Origin of the sequence: Magnetospirillum sp. SS-4, from assembly GCF_902729425.1 — a bacterium.
In the GTDB taxonomy this organism is placed as follows: domain Bacteria; phylum Pseudomonadota; class Alphaproteobacteria; order Rhodospirillales; family Magnetospirillaceae; genus Phaeospirillum.
Genome location: NZ_CACVCH010000042.1, coordinates 89,425 through 107,866, shown reverse-complemented (window position 1 = coordinate 107,866; position 18,442 = coordinate 89,425). Strand labels below are relative to the sequence as shown.

General features: G+C 66.5%; 17 protein-coding genes and 1 pseudogene. 10 read left to right on the top strand and 8 right to left on the bottom strand.

What is annotated here, in order from left to right:
- The 7 genes and pseudogenes from MTBSS4_RS05705 to MTBSS4_RS05675 form a co-directional block, all read left to right on the top strand.
- Window positions 1-195: pseudogene (locus MTBSS4_RS05705) on the top strand (glycosyltransferase); the annotation flags it as partial.
- Between the two features lie 62 nt (window positions 196-257).
- Window positions 258-1,244, top strand: coding sequence for an ADP-glyceromanno-heptose 6-epimerase (gene rfaD / locus MTBSS4_RS05700; protein ID WP_173982431.1), 987 nt, complete (start codon window positions 258-260; stop codon window positions 1,242-1,244).
- Window positions 1,244-2,056, top strand: a complete 813-nt coding sequence (gene lgt, locus MTBSS4_RS05695) for a prolipoprotein diacylglyceryl transferase (protein WP_173982430.1) — start codon at window positions 1,244-1,246, stop codon at window positions 2,054-2,056. The genes rfaD and lgt overlap by 1 nt, the downstream gene beginning before the upstream one ends.
- The gene (locus MTBSS4_RS05690) at window positions 2,056-3,129 is read left to right on the top strand and encodes a class I SAM-dependent methyltransferase (RefSeq protein WP_173982438.1); all 1,074 of its coding nucleotides are present in this window, start codon (window positions 2,056-2,058) and stop codon (window positions 3,127-3,129) included. Before lgt ends, MTBSS4_RS05690 begins: the two co-directional genes overlap by 1 nt.
- Window positions 3,130-3,139: 10 nt before the next feature.
- On the top strand, window positions 3,140-3,907 hold the full coding sequence (pgeF, locus tag MTBSS4_RS05685; RefSeq protein WP_173982429.1) for a peptidoglycan editing factor PgeF: 768 nt from the start codon (window positions 3,140-3,142) through the stop codon (window positions 3,905-3,907).
- Complete coding sequence (locus tag MTBSS4_RS05680; RefSeq protein WP_173982428.1) at window positions 3,904-4,698, top strand: hypothetical protein; 795 nt, start codon at window positions 3,904-3,906, stop codon at window positions 4,696-4,698. Before pgeF ends, MTBSS4_RS05680 begins: the two co-directional genes overlap by 4 nt.
- Before the next feature lie 75 nt (window positions 4,699-4,773).
- A complete protein-coding gene (locus MTBSS4_RS05675) occupies window positions 4,774-5,706 on the top strand; it encodes a ribose-phosphate pyrophosphokinase (protein ID WP_173982427.1) in 933 nt (310 codons plus the stop codon).
- A 12-nt stretch (window positions 5,707-5,718) separates the two neighbouring features.
- On the opposite strand, the gene MTBSS4_RS05670 is transcribed toward MTBSS4_RS05675, so the two are convergent.
- The 6 genes from MTBSS4_RS05670 to MTBSS4_RS05645 form a co-directional block, all read right to left on the bottom strand.
- Complete coding sequence (locus tag MTBSS4_RS05670) at window positions 5,719-6,450, bottom strand: PhoH family protein (protein ID WP_173982426.1); 732 nt, start codon at window positions 6,448-6,450, stop codon at window positions 5,719-5,721.
- Between the two features lie 290 nt (window positions 6,451-6,740).
- Window positions 6,741-8,891: a methylmalonyl-CoA mutase gene (gene scpA, locus MTBSS4_RS05665; RefSeq protein WP_173982425.1), complete on the bottom strand. Its 2,151-nt coding sequence runs from the start codon at window positions 8,889-8,891 to the stop codon at window positions 6,741-6,743.
- A 14-nt stretch (window positions 8,892-8,905) separates the two neighbouring features.
- Window positions 8,906-9,562: a carbonate dehydratase gene (gene can / locus MTBSS4_RS05660; protein WP_173982424.1), complete on the bottom strand. Its 657-nt coding sequence runs from the start codon at window positions 9,560-9,562 to the stop codon at window positions 8,906-8,908.
- A complete protein-coding gene (gene accC / locus MTBSS4_RS05655) occupies window positions 9,559-11,550 on the bottom strand; it encodes an acetyl-CoA carboxylase biotin carboxylase subunit (RefSeq protein WP_173982423.1) in 1,992 nt (663 codons plus the stop codon). The genes can and accC overlap by 4 nt, the downstream gene beginning before the upstream one ends.
- A 101-nt stretch (window positions 11,551-11,651) precedes the next feature.
- Window positions 11,652-11,951, bottom strand: coding sequence for a GIY-YIG nuclease family protein (locus MTBSS4_RS05650; protein ID WP_173982422.1), 300 nt, complete (start codon window positions 11,949-11,951; stop codon window positions 11,652-11,654).
- A 92-nt stretch (window positions 11,952-12,043) separates the two neighbouring features.
- Complete coding sequence (locus MTBSS4_RS05645; RefSeq protein WP_173982421.1) at window positions 12,044-13,576, bottom strand: acyl-CoA carboxylase subunit beta; 1,533 nt, start codon at window positions 13,574-13,576, stop codon at window positions 12,044-12,046.
- Window positions 13,577-13,749: 173 nt separating this feature from the next.
- Here MTBSS4_RS05645 and MTBSS4_RS05640 point away from each other — a divergent pair, with 173 nt between their 5' ends.
- Window positions 13,750-15,174 carry a short-chain fatty acyl-CoA regulator family protein gene (locus MTBSS4_RS05640; protein WP_173982420.1) on the top strand — a complete coding sequence of 475 codons (1,425 nt, stop codon included), beginning with the start codon at window positions 13,750-13,752 and terminating at the stop codon, window positions 15,172-15,174.
- 20 nt (window positions 15,175-15,194) lie between these two features.
- Here MTBSS4_RS05640 and MTBSS4_RS05635 read toward each other — a convergent pair whose 3' ends face one another.
- On the bottom strand, window positions 15,195-15,803 hold the full coding sequence (locus MTBSS4_RS05635; RefSeq protein WP_173982419.1) for a hypothetical protein: 609 nt from the start codon (window positions 15,801-15,803) through the stop codon (window positions 15,195-15,197).
- Window positions 15,804-15,956: 153 nt separating this feature from the next.
- Between MTBSS4_RS05635 and MTBSS4_RS05630 the strand changes: the two genes are divergently transcribed.
- Together MTBSS4_RS05630 and MTBSS4_RS05625 are read left to right on the top strand one after the other, a co-directional pair.
- On the top strand, window positions 15,957-16,424 hold the full coding sequence (locus tag MTBSS4_RS05630) for a CreA family protein (protein WP_173982418.1): 468 nt from the start codon (window positions 15,957-15,959) through the stop codon (window positions 16,422-16,424).
- Complete coding sequence (locus MTBSS4_RS05625; protein ID WP_173982417.1) at window positions 16,424-18,064, top strand: hypothetical protein; 1,641 nt, start codon at window positions 16,424-16,426, stop codon at window positions 18,062-18,064. The genes MTBSS4_RS05630 and MTBSS4_RS05625 overlap by 1 nt, the downstream gene beginning before the upstream one ends.
- A 45-nt stretch (window positions 18,065-18,109) precedes the next feature.
- Here MTBSS4_RS05625 and MTBSS4_RS05620 read toward each other — a convergent pair whose 3' ends face one another.
- Window positions 18,110-18,385, bottom strand: coding sequence for a hypothetical protein (locus MTBSS4_RS05620; protein ID WP_173982416.1), 276 nt, complete (start codon window positions 18,383-18,385; stop codon window positions 18,110-18,112).
- Window positions 18,386-18,442: the final 57 nt, after the last annotated feature.

The following is an 18,442-nucleotide window of genomic DNA, read 5'->3' as shown; positions in this document are numbered from 1 at the left end:
ACCTCCCCCGCCGATTACGTCGACATCTGCCGGCGCCTGTCCGCAGACCCCGACGGCCTCGCCCGGATGCGCGACGGATTGCGCCACCGCGTCGCGGCGTCGCCCCTCTGCGACGCCAGGATCAAGGCCAGGCATCTCGAACGCGCCTGCCGCGCCCTCTGGAAAAGGTGGTGCCGCACCGCCCGGGCCGGGTGAGCCTTGCGGGCGGTTCCGCCCCGGCCTATAACCGAGACGGTTCACACCTCGCGGAGAGTACGATGATTCTCGTCACCGGCGGCGCCGGCTTCATCGGGTCCAACATCCTTGCCGCCCTGGAAGAGCGCGGCGCCGGCAAGCTGGTGGCCTGCGACCGTCTGCGTTCCAACGACAAGTGGCGTAACATCGCCAAGCGCGAACTGGCCGACATCGTCCATCCCGAGCAGTTGTTCGACTTCCTGGAGGCCAACCGCAAGCATATGGAGGTGGTGTTCCACATGGGCGCCATCTCGGCCACCACCGAGACCGACGCCGACAAGATCCTGGCCAACAACTTCTCGCTGTCGCTGGCGCTGTGGAAATGGTGCGCGCAGCACAACGTGCGCTTCATCTACGCTTCGTCGGCCGCCACCTACGGCGACGGCGCCCAGGGTTTCGACGACGACGGATCGATGGAACATCTGGCCAGGCTGCGCCCACTGAACGCCTATGGCTGGTCCAAGCACCTGTTCGACCGCCGGGTGGCGCGCAAGGTCTTCGCCGGCTCGCGCAAGCCGCCGCAATGGGCGGGGCTCAAATTCTTCAACGTCTACGGCCCCAACGAATACCACAAGGGCGGCCAGCAGAGCGTGGTGGCCCAGGTCTATCCCCACGCCGAGAAGAACGCCGCCTACCAGCTGTTCCGCTCGCACAACCCCAAGTACCCCGACGGCGGCCAGTTGCGCGACTTCATCTGGATCGGCGACGTGGTCGAGGTGATGATGTGGCTGCTGGAGCATCCCACCGTCAACGGCCTGTTCAATGTCGGCACCGGCAAGGCGCGGTCGTTCCTCGACCTCGCCAATTCGGTCTACCGGGCGGTGGGACGCGAGCCCCAGATCAAGTTCCGCGACACCCCCATCGAGATCAGGGACAAGTACCAGTACTTCACCCAGGCCAGCATGGAGCGCCTGCGTCAGGCGGGCTATTCCAAGCCCTTCACCACCCTGGAGGAAGGCGTCGAGACCTATGTGAAGCGCTTCCTCGCCTCTTCGGACCCTTACCGCTGATGACCCTGGCCCTGGCTTTTCCCAATATCGACCCCATCGCGCTGCAACTGGGGCCGTTCGCCATCCGCTGGTACGCCCTGGCCTACATCACCGGGCTGATGCTGGGCTGGCGGATCGTCAAATTCCTGGTGGCACGGCCGCCGCACGCCCTGTCCGAGGTCGAGGTCGACGACTTCCTGGTCTGGGCGACGCTGGGGGTGGTGCTGGGCGGCCGCCTGGGCTACATCCTGTTCTACAAGCCGCTGTACTACCTGTCCAACCCCCTGGAGATCCTCATGGTCTGGCAGGGCGGCATGTCGTTCCACGGCGGCGCGCTGGGCGTCATCGTCGCCATCATCGCCTTCTCGCGCCTGCGCGGCCGCGACCTGTTCCAGGTGGGCGACGTCATCTGCTGCGTCGTGCCGATCGGCCTGTTCTTCGGCCGCATCGCCAATTTCATCAACGGCGAGCTGTTCGGCCGCATCGCCCCCGACGCCGCCCTGGCCATGGTGTTTCCCCATGGCGGGCCGCTGCCGCGCCATCCCAGCCAGCTTTACGAGGCCGGGCTGGAAGGCGCGGTTCTGTTCGCGGTGATGATGCTGCTGTGGCGCTTCACCGACATCCGCAACCGCTTCGGCGCCCTGTCGGGAGTTTTCCTGGCCGGCTACGGCCTTGGCCGCATCGTCTGCGAGTTCTTCCGCCAGCCCGACGCCCATCTCGGCTTCCTGTGGGGCGGCGCCACCATGGGCCAGTTGCTGTCCATCCCGCAGGTGATCGTCGGACTCGCCCTGCTGGCCTGGGCGTGGCGGCGGCACGCGCCAAGGGACGTCTGATGGGGCTGGCGGCGCTGCTGGCCGATCGCATCCGGGCGTCCGGCCCGATCAGCGTCGCCGAGTACATGGCCCAGGCGCTGGGCCATCCCGAGCACGGCTATTACATGAGCCGCGAGCCGTTCGGCCTGGCCGGCGACTTCACCACCGCGCCCGAGATTTCCCAGGTGTTTGGCGAACTGGTCGGGCTGTGGTGCGCCGTCTCGTGGCAGCGGATGGGCGCCCCGTCCAAGGTGGTGCTGGCCGAGATGGGGCCGGGCCGGGGAACCCTGATGGCCGACCTGCTGCGGGCCGCCCGCACCCTGCCCTCCTTCGCCGCCGCGCTGGACATCCATCTGGTCGAGACCAGCCCCGCGCTTCGCAACCGTCAGGCCCAGACCCTGGCCGGCCAACCGGCGCGATGGGTCGAGCGCTTCGATCAACTGCCGGACGGGCCGCTGCTGCTGGTGGCCAACGAATTGTTCGACGCCCTGCCCATCCGCCAGATCCAGAAGCACGGCGAGAAATGGGTGGAACGGATGGTCGGGCTGGACGAGGCCGGCGCCCTCGCCTTCGTTCCCGGCCGGCGGGTCAGGCGCCCTCCCCTGGCGCCCGCCGTGCTGGCCGCTCCCGACGGCGCCATCGCGGAACTGTGCGAGTCCGGCCGCGACCTGGCCGCCGCCATCGGCCGGCGGCTGGCCGCCTCGCCCGGCGCCGCCCTGATCATCGATTACGGACCGCCGGAAAGCGGCGCCGGCGATTCGCTCCAGGCGATGCGGGCACATCGCTATCACCCGGTGCTGAGCGATCCCGGACTGGCCGACCTGACCGCCCATGTGGACTTCCAATCCCTGGCCGAGGCGGCGCGGCGGGCGGGAGCGGCGGCGCATGGCCCGGTGTCGCAGGGGCGTTGGCTGCTCGGCATGGGCATCGAGGAACGCACCGTCATGCTGATGAAGAACGCCTCGCCGCAACAGGCCGCCGACCTGGCCGGTCGCGCTCGGCGCTTGATCGATCCCGGCGAAATGGGCACCCTGTTCCAGGTTCTGGCCCTGACCAGCCCGTCACTGCCCGCTCCACCCGGCCTGGACCCATAGGAAACTCCGCATGATCAGCCTGTCCGCCCTGAATGATTTCACCCGTATCCGCCATGGGTTCTTCACCCGTGAAGGCGGGGTGTCGCAGGGCCTGTACGCCTCGCTCAATTGTGGCCCCGGCTCCAGCGACGGTTCCGAGGCGGTGCACGAGAACCGCCGCCGCGCCATGGCCCAGTTGGAGCTGCCGCCCGAGGCGCTGATGACCTTGTACCAGACCCATTCCACCGACGTGGTGGTGGTCACGGACCCCTGGGAGGTCGAGCAGCCGCCGACCGCCGACGCCATGGTCACCGACCGGCCCGGTCTGGCGCTGGGCATCCTGACCGCCGATTGCGCCCCGGTGCTGCTGGCCGACGGCAAAAAGGGCGTGGTCGCCGCCGCCCATGCCGGCTGGAAGGGCGCCCTGGCCGGCATCCTCGACAACACCATCGCAGCCATGGTCGATCTGGGGGCGCGCAAGACCGGCATCGTCGCCGCCGTCGGGCCGTGCATCGGCCACCGTTCCTACGAGGTCGGACCGGAATTCCCCGCCCCCTTCCTGGCCGAGGACGCCACCAACGCCGACTTTTTCGCCCCGGCCCGCCGGAACGGACACGCCCTGTTCGACTTGCCCGGCTACCTGTCGCGCAAGCTGGCGAAGCTGGGGGTGCACGAGGTCACCCGGGTTCCCGCCGACACCTGTCGCGACGAAGCCCGCTTCTTCAGCTACCGCCGCGCCACCTTGCGGGGGGAGGCCGATTACGGCCGCCAGCTCTCGGTGATCCTGCTGGACAAATGAAACGATTGATCGGAGCGCTGCTGCTGGCCCTGCTGGCCGCCTGCGGCGAGATTCCCCAGCCTTTCCGCCATGACGGCATCAATGCCGCCGTGATCCCGCGCGCCGCGCGCGGAGTGGTGGTGCGGCCGCTGGACGACGGCCCCCGCGCCGCCCGGCTGGCCGAGGCGTTGGCGAGCAAGCTGCGGGAGGACGGAATTCCCGCCGCGACCCGGGAAGTGGTTCCCGGCGCCCTTGTGATCCAGGGCGAGGTCGCGCCCACGCCGGCCGGCCAGGCCATCCGCTGGGTTCTGGCCCAGCCCGATGGCGGAATTCTGGGCGAAGCCACCCAGGTCGTCGCCGGTTCGGCCTGGAATGTTTCCTCCATGGCCGCCGAGGTGATGGACAAGCTGGGACCGCTGCTGCACGGCGAGATGCCCGACAACCTGTCGGCCGTCGCGATTCCCACCGTGCGGCTGGTGCCGCTGTCGGGACTGCCCGGCGACGGCGACACGGCGCTGACGGCGGCGATGCGGCGGCTGTTGCAGCGCAACGGCCTCAAGCCGGTGGACGGTGACGCCGATTTCACCCTACGGGCCCAGGCCGGCGTGACGCCCGGCAAGCCGGGCGAGGAGGTGCTGGCGCTGGCCTGGACCGTCGCCGACCGCAACGGTGATGACCTGGGCAGCGCCGCCCAGCAGGGGGCGGTTCCCAGGGGAATGCTGGCCGGCCCGTGGGGCAGCCTCGCCAACGATATCGCCGCCGGCGGCGTCGACGGCGTCGTCGAGATCGTGCGCGCCGCCCAAGGGAAGTGACGCGGGAGAAGTGAATTGGTTTACAGGGCGGATGCCGGCTGATATACGAAAGCCGATTTCCCGGGGTGCCTCGCCATGAAAATCCTTGCCTGCAACAGCAATCGCCCTCTTGCCGAAGCGATCGCCGAATATCTTGCCATGTCCATCACCAAGGCGGTGATCCGCCGGTTCTCGGACATGGAAGTATTCGTCGAAATTCACGAGAACGTGCGCGGCGAGGACGTGTTCGTCGTGCAAAGCACCTGCTACCCCGCCAACGACAATCTGATGGAACTGCTGGTGACGCTGGACGCGCTCCGGCGCGGATCGGCCCGGCGCATCACCGCCGTCATTCCCTATTTCGGCTATGCCCGCCAGGACCGCAAGTCCAGCCCGCGCTCGCCGATCTCGGCCAAGCTGGTGGCCAATCTGATCACCACCGCCGGCGCCGACCGGGTGGTGACGCTGGACCTGCATTCCGGCCAGATCCAGGGCTTCTTCGACATTCCCCTCGACAACCTCTACGCCGCCCCGGTGTTCACCAACGACATCCGCGCCCGCTATCAGGGCGACGACGTCATGGTGGTGTCGCCCGATGTCGGCGGCGTGGTGCGCGCCCGCGCCATCGCGCGGCGCATCGACGCCGATCTGGCCATCATCGACAAGCGGCGCGAGAAGGCCGGCGTCTCCGAGGTCATGAACATCATCGGCGACGTGCGCGGACGGCGCTGCATCATGGTGGACGACATCGTCGATTCCGCCGGCACCCTGTGCAACGCCGCCGAGGCCCTGATGAAGGCCGGCGCGGTTTCGGTCGCCGCCTTCGTCACCCACGGCGTGCTGTCGGGCGGCGCGGTGGCCCGCGTCACCGCTTCCCCGCTGGAGGAACTGGTGATCACCGATTCCATCCCCGCCACCGAGGCGGTCAAGCTGGCCCACAACATCCGCCAGGCCACCATCGCCCCCCTGATGGCCGAATCCATCCAGCGCATCAGCGAGGAACGCTCGGTCTCCAGTCTGTTCGACTGAGCCCCTCCCTCCCTACAGCACCGTCAGCATGCTCGCCACCAGCGGGTGGCGGACGATGTCGCGCTCGTCCAGGTCGATCACCGCCACGTCGGCCAGCACCCGCAGCCGGTCGGCGATGTCGGCCAGACCGGACAGGCCGGGCAGCAGGTCGCTCTGGTCGGGGTCGCCGGTCAGCACCATGGTGGAATGCCATCCCAGCCGGGTCAGCAGCATCTTGATCTGGCCGTAGGTGCAGTTCTGGGCCTCGTCGATGACGATGAAGGCGTTGTTGAGGGTGCGCCCGCGCATATAGGCGATGGGCGCGATCTCGATGGAGCCGTCGGCCAGCAGGGCGCGCAGGCGTTTCCCACCCAGGCGGTCCGACAGGGCGTCGTAGAGCGGCCGCAGATAGGGCGCCAGCTTGTCCTGCAAGTCGCCGGGGAGGAAGCCCAGGGATTCGCCGGCCTCCACCGCCGGGCGCGACAGCATGATGCGCGCCACGCGGCCTTCCTCGAACGCCTCCACCGCCGCCGAGATGGCCAGATAGGTCTTGCCGGTGCCGGCCGGTCCCAGCGCCAGGGTCAGGTTCCCCTCCTCGATGGCCTTCAGCAGCCGGCGCTGGTTGTCGCTTTGCGGCCTGACCTTGCGGACATAGCTCTGGTCGCGGTGGTCATCCTCGCCCAGGGGGCTCCACCCCTGATCGGGATAGAGGCTGACCACCGGTTCGATCTTGGACGCGGCGATTCGCGTTGCGCGCTTGGCCATCTAGGACTCCTTTGGTGTCGGATGGGAGACGGGCATGAAAAAAGGGCCCCTCGGAACGAGAGACCCTTCAATGCCGGGGAAAGCCGGAGCGCCGTCGCCGGACGGGGGATGTCCCCGTCCCGAAAGGCTGAGCAATGCCCGATCCTGGCGTCGTTGCACATGGCCCCCAATGTCCGCGTTTACGGCACGGGGAAATCCTAACCAAGCCGGACTCATCTTGTCGACAACAAATCCACATTGTCACTGTGGTGTCATACCAGATGTAGGGGACGCCCGGCGACTGAGCCCCCCTACGCCGCCTTGCCGCGGGCCTTCAGCAGTTCCAGGATTTCGGCCGCCGCCTTGGGAATGTTGGTGCCGGGACCATAGACCGCCGCCACCCCCGCCTTGGTCAGGAAGTCGTAATCCTGAGTCGGGATGACGCCCCCGGTCACCACCAGGATGTCGCCGGCGCCCTGGGCCTTCAACTCGGCGATCAGGGCGGGCACCAGGGTCTTGTGGCCGGCGGCCAGGGATGAGGCGGCGACGATGTGGACGTCGTTCTCCACCGCCTGGCGGGCGGCCTCCTCCGGGGTCTGGAACAGCGGCCCGATATCCACGTCAAAGCCGAGGTCGGCAAAGGCGGTGGCGATCACCTTGGCGCCGCGATCATGGCCGTCCTGGCCCATCTTGCACACCAGCATGCGGGGGCGGCGGCCTTCGGTCTTGGCGAAGGAATCGATGTCGGCCTTCAACTTGGCGAAGCCCTCGTCGCCCTGATAGACGCCGCCATAGACGCCCGAAATGGTGCGGTTGACGGCGCGATGACGGGTGAAGGAGGTTTCCAGGGCGTCCGAGATCTCGCCGACGGTGGCCCGCGCCCGGGTGGCGTCGACCGCCAGTTCCAGCAGGTTGCCGGTGCCCGAGGCGGCGGCCTCGGCCAGGGCGGCCAGGGCGGCCTCCACCTTGGCCTTGTCGCGGGTCGCCTTGATGTGGGTAAGGCGGTTGATCTGGGACTCGCGGACCTTGGCGTTGTCCACGTCGAGAATCTCGATGACGGTGTCTTCCTTGGGCTGGTACTTGTTGACGCCGACCACCACTTCCTCGCCGCGGTCGATGCGGGCCTGACGGCGGGCGGCGGCCTCCTCGATCTTCATCTTGGGCATGCCGGATTCCACCGCCTTGGTCATGCCGCCCAGTTCCTCGACCTCGCAGATCAGTTTCCAGGCCTCCTCGGCCAGCGAAGCGGTCAGGCTTTCCACGTAATACGAGCCGGCCAGCGGATCGACCACATGGGGGATGCCGGTCTCTTCCTGGATGATCAGCTGGGTGTTGCGGGCGATGCGGGCCGAGAACGGCGTCGGCAGGGCGATGGCCTCGTCCAGCGCGTTGGTGTGCAGGCTCTGGGTGCCGCCCAGCACCGCCGCCATGGCCTCGATGGTGGTGCGGATGACGTTGTTGTAGGCGTCCTTCTCGGTCAGGCTGACGCCCGAGGTCTGGCAATGGGTGCGCAGCGCCATCGAGCCCGGATTGGTCGGATTGAACTGCTTGATCATCCTGGCCCACAGCAGACGGCCGGCGCGCAGCTTGGCCACTTCCATGAAGAAGTTCATGCCGATGGCCCAGAAGAAGCTGAGGCGTCCGGCGAAGTCGTCGATCTTGAGGCCGCTGGCCAGCGCGGTGCGCACGTATTCCAGGCCGTCGGCCAGGGTGAAGGCCAGTTCCTGCACCGCCGTGGCCCCGGCTTCCTGCATGTGGTAGCCGGAAATCGAGATGGAGTTGAACTTCGGCATGTTCCGCGACGTGTAGGAGATGATGTCCGACACGATCCGCATGCTGGGGGCCGGCGGATAGATGTAGGTGTTGCGGACCATGAACTCCTTCAGGATGTCGTTCTGGATGGTGCCGGCCAGCTTGTCCTGGCTGACGCCCTGCTCTTCCGCCGCCACGATGTAGCCGGCCAGCACCGGCAGCACCGCGCCGTTCATGGTCATGGACACGCTCATCTTGTCCAGCGGAATGCCGTCGAACAGGATCTTCATGTCCTCGACCGAATCGATGGCGACGCCGGCCTTGCCGACATCGCCGACCACGCGGGGGTGATCGCTGTCATAGCCGCGATGGGTGGCCAGATCGAACGCCACCGACAGCCCCATCTGACCGGCGGCCAGATTGGCGCGGTAGAACTTGTTGGATTCCTCGGCGGTGGAGAAGCCGGCGTACTGGCGGATGGTCCATGGCCGGTGCGAATACATGGTGGCGCGGGGGCCGCGGGTGAACGGCGGGAAGCCGGGCAGCGAGCCCAGGTGCTCCAGCCCCTCCAGGTCGGCGGCGGTGTAGAGCGGCTTGACCTTGATGCCTTCCGGCGTTTCCCAGGCCAGCGTCTCCGGCGAAGCGCCCTTGAGGTCCTTGGAGGCCAGGGCATCCCAATCGGCCAGGGTCTTCTTGGGGAACTCGCTCATCAGTCTTCCCTTTTCTAAAAGGCGCCGCGCATCAGGTAGGACGCGCCCAGTTCATCCAACGACTTCAATCCGGCCACCACCGGTCCCAACGGACGGATCAATCCATCCTGGAGACCGTATATCCAGGAATGAACCGCCAGCTTCTGCCCCCGCCGCCAGGCGTCCTGGACGATGGGGGTGCGGCAAAGGTTGCGGACCTGCTGCATGACGTTCAGTTCGCACAGGCGATCGATGCGGCCCGCCTCGTCGGGGATGGCGTCCAGTTCGTGGCGATGGCACTCGCAGATGTCGCGCACCGGACGTATCCAGTGCTCGGTCACCCCCAGCCTGGTGTCGCGCAGGGCGGCCCGGACACCGCCGCAACCGTAATGGCCGCAGATGATGATGTGCTCGACGCCCAGCACGTCGACGGCGTATTGCAGGACCGACAGACAATTGATGTCGGCATGCTGCACCAGATTGGCGACGTTGCGGTGGACGAACACCTCGCCTGGCTCGACGCCGATGATCTGGTTGGCGGGAACACGGGAATCGGCGCAGCCGATCCACAGATAGGGAGGATTCTGCTGCTCCGCCAGATGGGCGAAGAATCCGGGCTTGGTCCGCTCGGTCTCCTCCGCCCAGGCCCGGTTGGCGGCCAGAAGCTGCTCGACTCCCGGAGCCCTGTTCATGACCCGAACTCGACGATCTTCTGATCGACGGCCAGGGAATCGCCGGCCTTGGCATGGCATTTGGCGATGGTGGAATCGCGTTCGGCCTTCAGGATGTTTTCCATCTTCATGGCCTCGATGACGGCGATGGGTTCGCCGGCCTTGACCTCCTGTCCGTCCTCGACCAGCAGCTTGACCAGCAGGCCGGGCATGGGCGACAGCAGGAACTTGCTCATGTCCGGCGGCGCCTTGTAGGGCATCAGCTTGTGCATCTCGGCGGTGCGCCGGGTCAGGACCCATACCTCGGCCTGCACGCCGGAATGCGACAGCCGGAACGACACGCCGGTACGATCCACCTGAACACAGACGGGACGGCCATCGACGGTGGCGCGGATCAGCGGCTGGCCGATCTGCCAGTCGGTCTTGACCTCGATGGCCTCGCCGCCCACCACCACCGCGTACCCCCCGGACGCCGGATGGATGTCGACGTCGTGATAGGTGCCGCCCAGCAGCACCGTCCACTGGTCGGGCGCCTTCATCTCGTGGCCGGGGAACTGGCCGGAAATCCGGATGTTGCGCTCGACGATGCGCCGCTTCATCGCGGCGGCCACCGCGATCAGGGTGGTGGGATCGTCGGCCGGCAGGTCGTCGGAGGTGAAGCCGTTGGGATATTCCTCGGCGATGAAGTTGGTGGTGAGGTTGCCCTTGACGAACCGCTCCTTCGAGAACAGCGACGCCAGGAACGGAATGTTGTGGGACAGGCCGCGGATGTAATACTCGTCCAGCGCCTGGCGCATGTGGGCGATGGCGGCGTCGCGGGTCGGGCCGTAGGTGATCAGCTTGGCGATCATGGGATCGTAGAACATGCTGATCTCGCCGCCCTCGTAGACGCCGGTGTCGACGCGGACCTGGGCGTTCTCGGCCGGGGGCTGGTAGCGGGTCAGCCGCCCGGTGGACGGCAGGAAGCCCCGGAACGGGTCCTCGGCATAGACGCGGGCCTCCATGGACCAGCCGGTCAGCTTGACGTCGTCCTGGGTGATGGACAGCTTCTCGCCCGCCGCCACCCGGATCATCTGCTCGACCAGATCGAGGCCGGTGATCATCTCGGTCACCGGATGCTCGACCTGAAGCCGGGTGTTCATCTCCAGGAAGTAGAATTCGCCGGTGGCGCCGCCGACGATGAATTCCACCGTGCCGGCCGACTTGTAGTTGACGATGCGGGCCAGGGCGCAGGCCTGCTCGCCCATGGCCTTGCGGGTCTCGGGGGTGAGGAACGGCGACGGCGCCTCCTCGATCACCTTCTGGTGGCGGCGCTGGATCGAGCATTCGCGCTCGCCCAGATACAAGGTGGTGCCCTGGCCGTCGGCCAGCACCTGAATCTCGATGTGACGGGGCTGCTCGATGAACTTCTCGACGAAGACCCGGTCGTCGCCGAAGCTGGTCCTGGCCTCGTTGGTGGCGCTGGTGAAGCCCTCGTGCGCCTCGGCGTCGTTCCAGGCCAGCCGCATGCCCTTGCCGCCACCGCCGGCACTGGCCTTCAGCATCACCGGGTAGCCGATCTCGCGGGCGATCTTGACCGCCTCGTCGGCGTCCTTGATGACGCCGAGAAAACCGGGAACCGTGTTGACGCCGGCTTCCCGCGCCAGCTTCTTGGATTCGATCTTGTCGCCCATGGCGAAGATGGCGTGGGCGTCAGGCCCGATGAAGGCGATGCCGGCCTTGGCCAGCGCCTCCTGGAACTCGCGCTTCTCCGACAGGAAGCCGTAGCCGGGATGCACCGCCTCGGCGCCGGTGGCCTTGCAGGCCGCGACGATCTTGTCCACCACCAGATAGGACTGGGCCGAGGCCGCCGGGCCGATTGCGACCGCCTCGTCGGCCATGGCGACGTGCAGCGCGTCCTTGTCGGCGTCGGAATACACCGCCACCGTCCTGATGCCCATCTTGCGCGCCGTCTTGATGACCCGGCAGGCGATCTCGCCACGGTTGGCGATCAGAATCTTCTTGAACATCTCTCAGCCCCCTTCAGACCTTTACAGGTGGCAAATTACGCCGTTCATTCCATCGGCCCTCATCCTGAGGAGCGTAGCGTCTCGAAGGACGAGGGCCGCCGCTACTTCCGTTCCGCCCTGGCCTGCCGCCGCGCCAATGCCGGCAAGGCATCGAACTCGCCGCGGATCAGCGCTTCCTTCTTGTCCCGCCGCCAGCCCTTGACCTGCCGCTCGGCGGCGATGGCATCGGCGATCCGGTCGAAATGCTGATGATAGACCAGCGTGACCGGCCGGCGGCGCTCCGTATAACCTCCAAATTGCCCGCTCTCATGCTCGGCAAGCCTGTTCTCCAAGGTCTCCCGCGTGGTGCCGACATAATATGAGCCATCGGCACAACGCAGGATATAGAGGCAAGCGGACACGATCGGGGCTCCATCCCGCCCTCGTCCTTCGAGACGGCCGCCTCCGGGCGGCCTCCTCAGGATGAGGGCTCCTGATTCATCTTCCCGTTTCCCTACAGCGGAATGTTGCCGTGCTTGCGCCATGGGTTCTTGACATCCTTGTCCTTCAGCATGGCCAGCGAGCGGCAGATGCGCTTTCTGGTGGTGCGCGGCATGATCACGTCGTCGATGAAGCCGCGATGCCCCGCGATGAACGGATTGGCGAATTTCTGGCGGTATTCCTCGGTGCGGGCCGCGATCTTGTCGGGATCGCCGATATCGCTCCGGAAGATGATCTCCACCGCGCCCTTGGGCCCCATCACCGCGATTTCCGCCGTCGGCCACGCGAAATTGACGTCGCCCCTGAGATGCTTCGAGCTCATCACGTCATAGGCGCCGCCATAGGCCTTGCGGGTGATGACGGTGATCTTGGGCACCGTGCACTCGGCATAGGCATAGAGCAGCTTGGCGCCGTGCTTGATGATGCCGCCGTATTCCTGCGAGGTGCCGGGCAGGAAGCCGGGCACGTCGACGAAGGTCAGGATCGGAATGTTGAACGAATCGCAGAAACGGACAAAGCGGGCCGCCTTGATCGAGGACGCGATGTCGAGACAGCCGGCCAGAACCATCGGCTGGTTGGCCACCACGCCGACGGTGCGCCCCTCCATGCGGGCGAAGCCGACGATGATGTTGCCGGCGTAATTGGGCTGAATCTCGAAGAAATCGCCCTCGTCGACGACCTTGGCGATCAGTTCCTTCATGTCGTAGGGCTTGTTGGGATTGTCCGGGATCAAGGTGTCGAGCGAACGCTCGATCCGCTCCGGGCTGTCGGCGCTGGGCCGCACCGGCGGCTTCTCGCGGTTGCTGGCCGGCAGGAAATCCATGAAGCGGCGCAATTGCAGCAGCGCCTCGACATCGTTCTCGAACGCCAGGTCGGATACGCCCGACTTGGTGGAATGGGTGATGGCGCCGCCCAGTTCCTCGGCGGTCACGGTTTCGTGGGTCACCGTCTTGACCACGTCCGGGCCGGTCACGAACATGTAGGACGAGTCCTTCACCATGAAGATGAAGTCGGTCATGGCCGGGGAGTACACCGCGCCGCCGGCGCACGGCCCCATGATCAGCGAAATCTGCGGCACCACGCCGGACGCCATCACGTTGCGCTGGAACACCTCGGCATAGCCGGCCAGCGAGGCGACGCCTTCCTGGATGCGGGCGCCGCCGGAATCATTCAGCCCGATCACCGGGGCGCCGACCTGCACCGCCTTGTCCATGACCTTGCAGATCTTCTCGGCATGGCTTTCCGACAGCGAACCGCCGAACACCGTGAAGTCCTGGCTGAACACGAACACCAGACGGCCGTTGATGGTGCCGTAGCCGGTGACGACGCCGTCCCCCGGAATGGTCTGTTCCTCCATCCCGAAATCGGTGCAGCGGTGCTCGACGAACATGTCCCATTCCTCGAACGAGTCCGGGTCCAGCAACAGTTCGATGCGCTCGCGCGCCGACAGCTTGCCCTTGGCATGCTGGCCCTTGATCCGCTTTTCCCCGCCCCCAAGCCGGGCGCGTTCCCGCTTTTCCTCAAGCTGGCGAATGATCTCCTGCATTTCTTAAACCCCTCCGGCGGGAAGTATGGCGGACAGCCTTTGTCATATTCGCAATCACCGCCCCCGCGCAACAACAAGCCCATGGAAAAGGGCGGTGATGCGAACGACTTCGCAACGTCGCAGTGTGAATTTGCGAATGTTGCGAACCGCCGGGGGGAATTGTATAAGGCCCCATGAGCAAGAAACTGTTCCTGGGATACAAGCTGCGGCGGCTGCGCGAGCAGAAGAAGCTCAGCCAGGCGGCGCTGGCGGTGCTGCTGGAGGTTTCGCCCAGCTACCTGAACCAGATCGAGAACAACCAGCGGCCGCTGACGGTGCCGGTGCTGCTGCGCATCGCCAAGGTGCTGGACGTCGACCTCGCCAATCTGGTGGAGGACGAGGAATCCAGGCTGGTCGCCGATTTGCGGGAAGCCATGAACGATCCGGTGTTCGGCAGCGGCAGCATCGGCCTGGCCGAGTTGCGCAACGCCGCCTCGGCCTCGCCCGAACTGGCGAAGCGGGTGCTGACGCTGTATCAGGCGTTCCGCCAGCTGGACGAGCGGATGCAGTCGCTGACCGACAACCTGTCCACCGCCACCGGCGAGGAACGGGCCGGACACGCTCATTTTCCCTACGAGGAGGTCCGCGACTTCTTCTACTACTGCAACAACTATTTCGGCAGCCTGGACGAGGCCGCCGAGGCGCTGGTGGAACGGCAGGGCTTCCGCCTCGGCCAGATGCACAACGATCTGGTCGGCTATCTGGAAGACCGCCACGGCGTTCGGGTCCGCATCAACGCCGACGACGATGCCGCCGGCATGCGCGCCTTCGATCCGGCCAGCGGTTCGCTGTCGCTGTCGGCGCTGCTGTCGGTACCGTCGCGCACCTTCCATCTGGCGCATCAGGTGGCGCTGCTGGCCTATCACGATCTGATCGACGAGGTGGTGGACGGCGCCAAGCTGTCGTCGGACGACGCCCGCTCCATCTGCCGGGTGGGGCTGGCCAATTACTTCGCCGGCGCCCTGGTGATGCCCTACATGGCCTTCGCCGGCCAGGCCAGGACGCTGCGCCACGACATCGAGCAACTGCAAAGCCGCTTCGGCGCCAGCTTCGAACAGATCTGCCACCGCCTGTCGACGCTTCAGCGCCCCGGTGCCAGAGGCGTTCCATTCTATTTCGTGCGGGTCGACATGGCCGGCAACATCACCAAGCGCCATTCCGCCACCCGGTTCCACTTCACCCGCTTCGGCGGCGCCTGCCCGCTGTGGAACGTGCACGAGGCCTTCGCCCAGCCCGGCAAGATCCTGGTGCAGTTGGCCCGCATGCCCGACGGCATCGCCTATATCTGCCTGGCGCGGACCGCGTCCAAGCGCGGCGGCTCGTATCTGCGTCCCGACCGGCAGTTCGCCGTCGGCCTGGGCTGCGAGGTCGCCTATGCCAACGAGGTGGTCTATTCCGCCGGCCTCGACCTCGCCCACGAACAGGCGGCGGTGCCCATCGGGGTCAATTGCCGCATCTGCGAGCGCGACACATGCCGCCAGCGCGCCTTCCCGCCCATCGGCAGCCATATCAGCGTCGACGAAAACAACCGCAGCTTCGTGCCCTATCTGTTTTCCTGACCCGGCGCCTGCGGGCGGCGTCAGCCTTCCTCGACCCGCACCAGTCCGGGATGGTCGGCGAAGTCCACCAGGATGCGGCGGACGCGGTCCTGCCACAATGCCCCGAAGGCCTCGCCGTCGCCGGGCTGTTCCATGCCCGACAGCAGGCGCTGAAGGCGGACCCGCATGTCCGGGTCGGCGGGCACCAGTTCCGGATGGTAATGAACGGTGACCGTCCGGCCGTTGTCCAGCCGGGTAAAACCCAGTTCGGCGCAGGTTCCCGCGTCGAAGGACAGCAGGTCGTTGCGGGCGAACCGCCCGGCCAGCCCCTTGAATCCGCCGGGTCCGGCGGCGCCGGTGACCAGTCCCGCCACCGCGGCGGCGACGCCGGTGACGCCCTCGTCCTGGGCGTCGTCCAGCAGCACCCGCGCCCCGCCGCGCAACGGCGTCGAATCGGGCCACAAGGCCTTCATGGCCCGGATGGTCATCAGCCACGCCCCGGCGACGGTGGGACAGGAATGGCCGGCCAGCCTCACCGCGTCCTCGTAGCGATATTCCATCAGGCCGTCGGCGGGAGCGCCGAGAAAGGCCGACAGCGGATCATGCATGACGATGGAGGGGGCGTCGGCGAAGAAAGCGGGAAAGGCCATCGGGATATCCTTGGGTCAAGGTGGCGGCCTGGAATAATGTGGCCGGCGGCCGGGGTTCTTCCTTGAGCATGGTCAGGCGTTGTGTAAGACATTTCACATTCATTTTTCTTCAGGGCTGGTATGGTGGGCCGGAGATTATCGGATGATCCCAATATGCGGTTGAGTGTGTGGATTTTGGCGGCGGCCTTCGCCGTCCTGGTCGTTCCCAGTGGTCGGGCCGAGGAAATCGGCAGCGTGTCGACCGTGTTCAAGATGCTGGGCGCCAACGACAAGATCGTGGTCGAGGCCTTCGACGACCCCAAGGTGGCCGGCGTCACCTGCTATCTGTCCCGGGCCAAGACCGGCGGCGTCAAGGGCAGCCTGGGGGTGGCCGAGGATACCGCCGACGCCGCCATCGCCTGCCGCCAGGTCGGGCCGATCACCATCTCGGCCCCCCTGAAGGACGGCGACACGGTCTTCAAGAAGGACACCTCATTGCTGTTCAAGACCCTGCAAGTGGTCCGGTTCCACGACCGCAAGCGCGACGTGCTGGTCTATCTGGTCTATAGCGACAGGATCGTCGAGGGATCGCCCAAGAACTCGGTGTCGGCCGTCGCCATCGAAAAGAACTGGATCAGGTGATGCACGAGACGATCCCCGCCGACCAACGCCTGCTGCTGGACGGCCTGCTCGCTAAGCTGGAGGGAATCGGCGACCAGCCGACCTTGCTGCCGTTCATGGCCGATGTCCTGCATGCCCTGCTGCGGCGCCGCGGCGACGCCGCCTTCCTGGACGCGATCCAGGACGCCTTCGCCGCCGGGCTGGTCGGACTCGATTTTCCCGATCAGAAGGCCCTGGCCGCCGAGGTCATCACCGTGGTGATCGAGAAGCGGCCCGAAATCGCCAAGGCATGGCACAAGGCCGAAACCGCCCGGCTGGCCGCCGAGGAGGCAGCGCGTCAGACCGCCGGCAACATGCCGCATCGGCGCGAGATCGACCAGCCGAGCCTGCCGTCCGTCGACATGTCCGGCGAGGCCTACGACTTCGCCCTGGCCGAGGATCTGATCGGCCGCCATCTGGGCGAACTGATCGACCGGCGGCTGTCGCTGATGCAGGTGCCGCCGCCGGAAATTCCGTCGGTGGCCTACTGCCATTCCCAGCCCTTCTTCCTGTTCTCGCCCCGCCTGCACGACATTCTGAAGGACTTCGTCGCCGGCCCGCTGCTGCGCCTGTGCCGGGTCGGCCTGGAACGCCGGGTCTATGTCAAGGTCGACCGGGCGGTGCTGGCCGAACCGGAAAAGGCCAAGGAATTCTGGGCCGAGATGCGGCCGGGCGTATGGAAGGTGCTGGACAGCCGCCTGGAGAAGCTGGGCATCCACCACAGGTCGGCCGAAGCCAAGCTGATCGCCCAGCAGAAGGGCGAGGGCCTCGCCCCCGACTACAAGGTGGTGGAAAAATCGGTGGTCAAGCCCAGGACCTACCACATCCTGGGCGTCGAGTTCGCCCTGGGGCAAGTGACCACCACCAAGAAGGTCAAGGTCAAGCTGCCGCCACCCAGCACCCTGGTCCCGGAGGAACTCGAAGCGCTGGCCATGATCGCCGATCTCCGCGATCGGGCGTCGCTGGCCGGAATCGAGTTGCCGCAGGCCGCCGATTTCCAGTTCCTGCGCACCTTGCTGGACTTCAACACCCGCCTGTTCACCCAAAGCCGCGACGAATTGCTGGGGCTGGCCGGACACCGGGAGACCAGCACCCGCTTCCTGCGCGAACGCTTGCGCGAGACCGAGAAGAACTTCAACACCTTGCTGGTGGACATCCTGGTGATGATGATGTTCACCCGTCACGGCGACAACCGCTTCGGCCTGGGTGAATTGCACGGCGTCTGCGTCGGCGCCGCCCGCGACCGTTCATCCATCGCCACCCGCCGCCCCTTCGTGCTGGGCGAGGTGGCGCGCCGCCCGGTCCAACTCGCCATCCAGATACGCGAGGCCCTGCGCCGGCGGCTGCACGTCGACGCCGTGCTGGCGGCGGTGGAGATGTATCTTGGCAGCCTCAAGATCATGGGACGGACGTTGTTCGGAGCCGAACTGACCGAGGCCCGCGCCCTGATCGAGGCCTTTCCCATGGCCTTCGCCGGCGATCCCGAGGCGGAAGCCTTCATCGCCATCGGCCGCGAGGTGCTGGCCATGCAGAACGGCGAGACGGCGGACATGTCCATCTGCCTGGTGCAGGTGGGACGGCTTTACGACCGGATCGGCCGCAAGGAACCCGCGACGGCGTGATGCCAAAGGCCGGAATGCCAGCCCCCGGCATAAGCTGGAGCAAGTTCAGGCCGTGGCGGCCAGCAGGGCGTCGTCCTGATCGGCGGCAGGGTCAAGGCCGCCGGCGACGATACGGAAAAGCGACGGGCAGGCCTCGGGCTCCGAATCGCCCTTGCGGCGAAGGCGGCGGATCATATCCAGCATCTTGCGCGCCATTTCCACGGTCTGATGCGAGTAGCGGTCGGCATGCTCGACGATGACCAGGGCCTCGCCCTCCATCTCGTCCAGCGTATCCTCGTCAAGCGGCACGCGGCCGGCATGGCCGTACAGGCGCCCAGGCATGGCATGACTCCTCTATTCCACAATGGGCGTATGGTTATCATACCATAGGATAGGAAA